Origin of the sequence: Rheinheimera texasensis DSM 17496, from assembly GCF_000711985.1 — a bacterium.
In the GTDB taxonomy this organism is placed as follows: domain Bacteria; phylum Pseudomonadota; class Gammaproteobacteria; order Enterobacterales; family Alteromonadaceae; genus Pararheinheimera; species Pararheinheimera texasensis.
The window spans coordinates 1-2,769 of the sequence record NZ_JONU01000002.1 but is presented as its reverse complement, the minus strand read 5'-3'; the positions used below and the strand labels follow the sequence as shown (position 1 = coordinate 2,769).

General features: G+C 51.8%; 2 rRNA genes. Both read left to right on the top strand.

Annotation, left to right across the window (positions count from 1 at the left end):
- Window positions 1-2,563: ribosomal RNA gene (locus tag Q399_RS0100080) — 23S ribosomal RNA — on the top strand; the annotation flags it as partial.
- A gap of 83 nt (window positions 2,564-2,646) precedes the next feature.
- Window positions 2,647-2,761 (top strand): 5S ribosomal RNA (gene rrf, locus Q399_RS0100075).
- Window positions 2,762-2,769: the final 8 nt, after the last annotated feature.

Below are 2,769 nucleotides of genomic sequence, written 5' to 3'. Positions count from 1 at the left end.
GATAGCCCCGTACACGAAGCGTTGTTATGAATGAAAACGAGTAGGACGGGACACGTGACATCCTGTTTGAAGATGGGGGGACCATCCTCCAAGGCTAAATACTCCTGACTGACCGATAGCGAACCAGTACCGTGAGGGAAAGGCGAAAAGAACCCCTGTTAGGGGAGTGAAATAGAACCTGAAACCGTGTACGTACAAGCAGTGGGAGCCTCTTCGTGGGGTGACTGCGTACCTTTTGTATAATGGGTCAGCGACTTACGTTTTGTAGCGAGGTTAACCGAATAGGGGAGCCGTAGGGAAACCGAGTCTTAACTGGGCGAATAGTTGCAAGGCGTAGACCCGAAACCCGGCGATCTATCCATGTGCAGGTTGAAGGTTGGGTAACACTAACTGGAGGACCGAACCCACTAATGTTGAAAAATTAGGGGATGACGTGTGGATAGGGGTGAAAGGCTAATCAAGCCGGGAGATATCTGGTTCTCCTCGAAAGCTATTTAGGTAGCGCCTCGAGCGAATACCATTGGGGGTAGAGCACTGTTAAGGCTAGGGGGTCATCCCGACTTACCAACCCTTTGCAAACTCCGAATACCAATGAGTACTACTCGGGAGACACACGACGGGTGCTAACGTCCGCCGTGAAAAGGGAAACAACCCAGACCACCAGCTAAGGTCCCAAAGTCATGGTTAAGTGGAAAACGATGTGGAAAGGCATAGACAGCTAGGAGGTTGGCTTAGAAGCAGCCACCCTTTAAAGAAAGCGTAATAGCTCACTAGTCGAGTCGGTCTGCGCGGAAGATGTAACGGGGCTCAAACCATGCACCGAAGCTGTGGACTTGCATTATGTGCAAGTGGTAGAGGAGCGTTCTGTAAGCCTGCGAAGGTAGATTGTGAAGTCTGCTGGAGGTATCAGAAGTGCGAATGCTGACATAAGTAACGATAAGGGGAGTGAAAAACTTCCCCGCCGGAAGACCAAGGGTTCCTATCCCATGCTAATCAGGGTAGGGTAAGTCGGCCCCTAAGGCGAGGGCGAAAGCCGTAGTCGATGGGAAACGGGTTAATATTCCCGTACCGACAGTACTGCGATGGGGGGACGGAGAAAGCTAGGCAGGCATGGCGTTGGTAGTCCATGTGAAAGTACGTAGGCAGGGGGATTAGGCAAATCCGGTTCCCTAATGCTGAGATACGAGACGAGCCACTAAGGTGGTGAAGTTGCTGATGCTACGCTTCCAGGAAAAGCCTCTAAGCTTCAGGTACTGTTGACCGTACTCGAAACCGACACAGGTGGTCAGGTAGAGAATACCAAGGCGCTTGAGAGAACTCTGGTGAAGGAACTAGGCAAAATAGTACCGTAACTTCGGGAGAAGGTACGCTCTCTAGTGTGAAGGACTTGCTCCGTAAGCATTGGAGAGTCGCAGTGACCAGCTGGCTGCAACTGTTTATTAAAAACACAGCACTCTGCAAACTCGAGAGAGGACGTATAGGGTGTGACACCTGCCCGGTGCCGGAAGGTTAATTGATGGGGTTAGCGCAAGCGAAGCTCTTGATCGAAGCCCCGGTAAACGGCGGCCGTAACTATAACGGTCCTAAGGTAGCGAAATTCCTTGTCGGGTAAGTTCCGACCTGCACGAATGGTGTAATGATGGCCAGGCTGTCTCCACCAGAGACTCAGTGAAATTGAAATTGCGGTGAAGATGCCGTATACCCGCGGCTAGACGGAAAGACCCCGTGAACCTTTACTATAGCTTGGCACTGAACATTGACCCTACATGTGTAGGATAGGTGGGAGGCTTTGAAGCGGGAACGCCAGTTCTCGTGGAGCCGTCCTTGAAATACCACCCTTGTATGTTTGATGTTCTAACGTAGGTCCCTGATCGGGACTGCGGACAGTGTCTGGTGGGTAGTTTGACTGGGGCGGTCTCCTCCTAAAGAGTAACGGAGGAGCACGAAGGTTGGCTAAGTACGGTCGGACATCGTACGGTTAGTGCAAAGGCAGAAGCCAGCTTAACTGCGAGACAGACACGTCGAGCAGGTACGAAAGTAGGTCTTAGTGATCCGGTGGTTCTGTATGGAAGGGCCATCGCTCAACGGATAAAAGGTACTCCGGGGATAACAGGCTGATACCGCCCAAGAGTTCATATCGACGGCGGTGTTTGGCACCTCGATGTCGGCTCATCACATCCTGGGGCTGAAGTCGGTCCCAAGGGTATGGCTGTTCGCCATTTAAAGTGGTACGCGAGCTGGGTTTAGAACGTCGTGAGACAGTTCGGTCCCTATCTGCCGTGGGCGTTGGATGATTGATTGGAGTTGCTCCTAGTACGAGAGGACCGGAGTGAACGAACCGCTGGTGTTCGGGTTGTCATGCCAATGGCACTGCCCGGTAGCTACGTTCGGAACGGATAACCGCTGAAAGCATCTAAGCGGGAAGCCGGCCAAGAGATGAGTCATCCCTTGTGCCTTGAGCACACATAAGGGTTGTTGGAGACCACAACGTTGATAGGTGAGGTGTGGAAGCGTGGTGACACGTTAAGCTAACTCATACTAATTGCCCGAGAGGCTTAACCATACAACGCCCAAGTTGTTTTGCGCGTGTGTGTTGTGAAACGAATTATCAGCTTGCTTTAGTTAAAGACAGACAAACAGTTTTTGCCTGGTGGCAATAGCGCTGTGGAACCACCTGAATCCATTCCGAACTCAGAAGTGAAACGCAGCTGCGACGATGGTAGTGTGGCAGTTGCCATGCGAGAGTAGTACACCGCCAGGCTCCCAATA